This is a genomic window from Actinoplanes sp. NPDC051633, from assembly GCF_040681735.1.
Lineage (GTDB): Bacteria > Actinomycetota > Actinomycetes > Mycobacteriales > Micromonosporaceae > Actinoplanes.
In genome coordinates this window covers 1-4277 of sequence record NZ_JBFAZH010000683.1, presented here as the reverse complement: position 1 = coordinate 4277, position 4277 = coordinate 1, and the positions used below count along the sequence as shown (strand labels likewise).

The 4277-nt window shown below is 67.6% G+C and carries 6 protein-coding genes; 4 read left to right on the top strand and 2 right to left on the bottom strand.

What is annotated here, in order from left to right:
- Positions 1–201, top strand: a 201-nt coding sequence (locus AB0M20_RS29675; protein ID WP_364303618.1) for a hypothetical protein, incomplete at its 5' end; no start/stop codon positions are given.
- Between the two features lie 351 nt (positions 202–552).
- The gene (locus tag AB0M20_RS29670; protein ID WP_364303617.1) at positions 553–957 is read left to right on the top strand and encodes a hypothetical protein; all 405 of its coding nucleotides are present in this window, start codon (positions 553–555) and stop codon (positions 955–957) included.
- Here AB0M20_RS29670 and AB0M20_RS29665 read toward each other — a convergent pair.
- The gene (locus AB0M20_RS29665) at positions 898–1272 is read right to left on the bottom strand and encodes a hypothetical protein (RefSeq protein ID WP_364303616.1); all 375 of its coding nucleotides are present in this window, start codon (positions 1270–1272) and stop codon (positions 898–900) included. The genes AB0M20_RS29670 and AB0M20_RS29665 overlap by 60 nt on opposite strands.
- Positions 1273–1343: 71 nt before the next feature.
- The gene (locus tag AB0M20_RS29660; protein WP_364303615.1) at positions 1344–1922 is read right to left on the bottom strand and encodes a hypothetical protein; all 579 of its coding nucleotides are present in this window, start codon (positions 1920–1922) and stop codon (positions 1344–1346) included.
- 397 nt (positions 1923–2319) lie between these two features.
- Here AB0M20_RS29660 and AB0M20_RS29655 point away from each other — a divergent pair, with 397 nt between their 5' ends.
- Positions 2320–3387, top strand: coding sequence for an IS110 family transposase (locus AB0M20_RS29655; RefSeq protein ID WP_364303614.1), 1068 nt, complete (start codon positions 2320–2322; stop codon positions 3385–3387).
- 78 nt (positions 3388–3465) lie between these two features.
- Positions 3466–4277, top strand: an 812-nt coding sequence (locus tag AB0M20_RS29650; protein WP_364303613.1) for an IS110 family transposase, incomplete at its 3' end; no start/stop codon positions are given.

The window sequence follows — 4277 nt, the reverse complement described above, 5'->3', positions numbered from 1 at the left end:
GCGCTGGAGGAGGCCGGGCGGCTGTCCGCCCCGTCCCGCCGGGGCGTCTACGCCTACGCCGCCCACGACCTGTCGACGATTACGTCGCGGCTCGGCTCGGACGCAAGGAACCGGGCCGAGGCGATCGCCGGAAAGCTGCACGCCGAATGCCACCGACTGGACGCGGACCTCCAGTCGTTACTCGACGAAGCCGGGATCTGACCGGGCGGCCGGTCAGATCGCCATGCTGGCTGAAGAACGTCAGCGGACAGCTGGGCGGCCGGGCGGCGGCACTGGTACCCCAGCGGCCACCGACGCCGCGATCGACGTGACGATCTCGCCCGAGCGGACCGCGCCCGAGGAGTGCAGGGCGGCCGCTATCCCGTTCGCGTGCCCGGTGCTTAAAGGGTCCTCCTCGTCGCGCAAACAGAGGGCGCCTTGCCGCGCCCATCAGACGGGTCCCCTCGACCGGGCGAGGCCCCCGTTCCTGAAACGGATCTACGTGCTGTTCTTCCTGAAGATCGCGACCCGCAGGGTCCACGTCGTCGGTGTGACCGCTTACCCGACCGGTGCGTGGTGGCCCAGCAGGCACGGAACCTGCTGATCGACCTCGACCAGCGAGCAGACTCGCTGCGGTTCCTGCTGCCCGACCGCGATACCAAGTTCACCGCTGCCTTCGATATGGTGTTCACCGCGGCCGGCATCGAGGTGATCAGGACGCCGCCGCAGGCGCCACGCGTGAACGCGTTTGCCGAACTCGGAGTTGACGCCCCGCCGACACTGCGAGTCGCCGCGGCGTTCGCCGAGCTCGCCCGGGGATCTGACACCACATTCGGCCGGTTATGCCTGTCTACAAATCTTGCAACGCAACAGAGCCGGACGAGGCAACTCAACCCTTTTTCCTTCGACCGCCCTCCATCAGTGATGATCGAACCAGCTCCGCCGTCGATCCAGCAATCCATAATGCGTGCGCTCTAGCGCGTCGCTCAAACGCGCTTCGAGTTCCTCGGGCGAGAGAACCACCTCCGCGAGATGGTGCTCGTGCGTCAGGCACTCCAGAAATGCCTGCCGTGCCACCTTGGCGTCCCCCGCCAGGCGTGGAACCAACGCCCCCCACAACACGCCCAGGTCGAACACTGCCGCAAGGGCGAGACACCCACCGACCTCCCTCGGTGTCAGTTCCCGCCGCCCCGTGACGAACTCAAAGAGGTCGAGGCCTGCTCGCAGAGTCGGCAGGATGTCGAAACCGTCGACCGCAAGGAACCGCTCCGTTCGAACGAGAATGGTCCACAACTCAGGCAGGAGGTCGAACGTGGTGGTACGCAGATGCTCCGCGTGGCGGGTTGCCTGAAATTCTCGACCGGTCAGCGCGCTCGTACCGAAGTCGATGATGGAGACTTCCGGCTGAGCTGAGCTGAGCCGAGTCGCACAAGCACGTTGTTCATGTGCAAGTCACCGTGCAGACAGCCTCGGCGCTCCGCATAGGCCAGCGCATCGAAGATCTGGCGGACGATGTAGCGCCGGCCGTGAGCATCGCCAGTCATCCGCGATAGGACAACGCCCAATGGCTCTCCACGGCGGTGCTGCTGAACGACGTACGGCCACCCAGTCGAGTCCGCCGGGACGCCATTTTCCATCAGGACGTTGAACTCGTAGACCGTCGCGATGGCGGGGTGGCTGAGCGCCGCAGCCTTGGACGCCTCCGCCATTGCCTTGTCCCTCAACTCTCCGAACTCGTCGGGACCCTCCCCCAGGTCGACGCGCGGTGGGTAAACCTTAATGACCTCGTCGCGCGCGAGGGCTTCGTGCCACGCCCCGAACGCAATGCCGTTGGCACCGTCGCCTAGAACGCTCATGATCAGCCGGAGGGGGACTTGCACGGTGCCTACCCGCTTGCCGTAGAGGTAGACCTTGCCGTCACTGCTCGCGGTGTATCCCTTCACCTATCCAACCATCTCGCTACCCCCTTCCCTAGGATCGGTGACGAGCGGGAACCCCCGAATGAGCTACCGGACGCGACGCTATCGGCGCGGTCCGCCAGCACAGCTCGGCCGGCGCGTCGGGACTATCTCGCTAACGGCACCTCTCTTTGTCAAAGCGTATTCAGCAGAGAGGTCTCCAACTTGTTGACTTGGTGGCGGAGATCAAGGTCTGCAGCCATGATCTTCAAGGTTGTGGTTGGGGTCGCTCGGGAAACACCTGCCGCCTTCGGGCTGGCTCTCGAACGGCCTGCGCCCCGGCCCCAACCGCCGGCGAGAGTGGCTCGAGAGAGGTCTGTGTCGCCCGAAGTTGGTCTGCCCTCCTCGCCGGATCCCCTTCCCGGTCGCGCAAGGAGAACCCGTGCCCTCCGCCCTGCCCACGGCACCTGCCCCGGTCGTCATCGCGATCGATCCGCACAAGGCGTCCTGGACCGCCGTCGCAGTCGACAACCGACTCCAGCCCTTGGCCGCGATCCGCGTCGAGGTCAACCGGGACGGCTACCGGCAACTGCGCCGCTTCGCCGGCCGCTGGTCACGGGCCGTCTGGGCGGTTGAAGGCGCGACCGGCCTCGGCGCCGCACTGACCGGCCGGCTATCAGCCGACGGCGTCGACGTGATCGATGTGCCCGCGAAGCTGGCCCGCCGCGTCCGGCTGCTGTCCACTGGGCACGGCCGCAAAACCGACCAAGCCGACGCCCTGTCGGTCGGTATCGCCGCGCACACCGCCACCCGACTCAACACCGCGGTCATCGACGAAGCCGTCGCCGCCCTGCGCTGCCTCACCGAACACCGCGACGACCTGGTCCGCACCCGCACCCAGACCATCAACCGGCTGCACGCGCTGCTCGCCCAGCTCCTGCCCGCCGGACTGCCCCGCGGGCTGACCGCCGACACCGCGGCCGCTGCGCTGCGCCGGATCCGTCCGCGGGCGGTGCTGGCCCGCACCCTGCGCCAGGTCGCCGTGGAGCTGCTCAGCGAGATGCGCCGCCTCGACCGGCGCATCGCCGCGGCCACCGCGACGCTGTCCGCCGCGGTCGCCGCATCCGGCACCACCCTGACCGATCTGCACGGTATCGGGGACGTCGTCGCGGCCAAGATCCTGGCCCGCGCCGGCGCGGTCGGCAGGTTCCGCTCGGAGTCGGCGTTCGCCTCGTACTGCGGTGTCGCACCGATAGAAGTATCGTCCGGTGACGTCCAACGGCATCGTCTGTCGCGTGCCGGCGACCGGCAGCTACGCGCTGCATGTCATGGCCATGGCCCAGATCAAACGAACGACCCCGGGCCGGGACTACTACCAGCGCAAACGAGCCGCCGGCAAGACCCACAAAGAAGCCATGCGCTGCCTGAAGAGACGCCTTGCCGATGTCGTCTACCGCACCATGATCCAAGACACGGAGACCTCTCTGCTGCCGACGCCTTGATGGCATGAAGGAGCGGGGCCCTCGCTCCTCGTGACTCCCGGCGGGATGCTCGGGGTGCTCACGTCAATCGACGAAAGAGGCCCCACATGTCAGCAGAATACGATGGCCAGCAGATCGTGGGTATCGATCTGCACCGGCGTCGGTCAGTGATCGTGCGGATGACCGAGACCGGCGAGCGCCTCGACAGCACTCGGATTGACAACGACCCGATGACCTTGGCGGCGGAAATAGCCAAGGCGGGTGAACATCCTCAGGTGGTGCTGGAAGCCACCTACGGCTGGTATTGGGCGGTCGACGTGCTGACCGGCGCCGGCGCTGACGTCCACTTGGCGCACCCGCTCGGCGTGAAAGGCTTCGCCTACCGGCGGGTCAAGAACGATGTGCGCGACGCCGCCGATCTGGCGGACTTGTTGCGGATGGGACGGCTACCCGAGGGCTGGATCGCCCCGCCCGCGATCCGCGAACTACGCGAACTGGTCCGGCACCGGGCGAAGTTGATCGCGTGGCGCAGCGGGTTGAAAGCGTCGGTGCACGCGGTGCTGGCCAAGCAGGGCCTGCACCTAGGCGTGTCGGACCTGTTCGGCGTTGCTGGCCGGCAGCTGCTCGGTGTGGCGCCGTTGGACGCCGGGTATCGGTTGCGGGTCAACGCGTTGCTGCGGTTGATCGACGCGATCGACTTCGAAATCAAGGCGGTCGCCGGCCCGCTGCGCGTCGGCCTGGCCGGGCATGCCGGGTTCCAGGCGGTGCAGGCCGTGCCGGGTGTCGGGCCGGTACTCGCGGCGGTCTTCGTCGCGGAGATCGGCGACGTGCACCGGTTCGCCAGCCCGGCGCACCTGGCGTCGTGGGTGGGGCTGACACCCAAGCACCGCGAGTCCGACACCGTGGTGCGGCGCGGCCC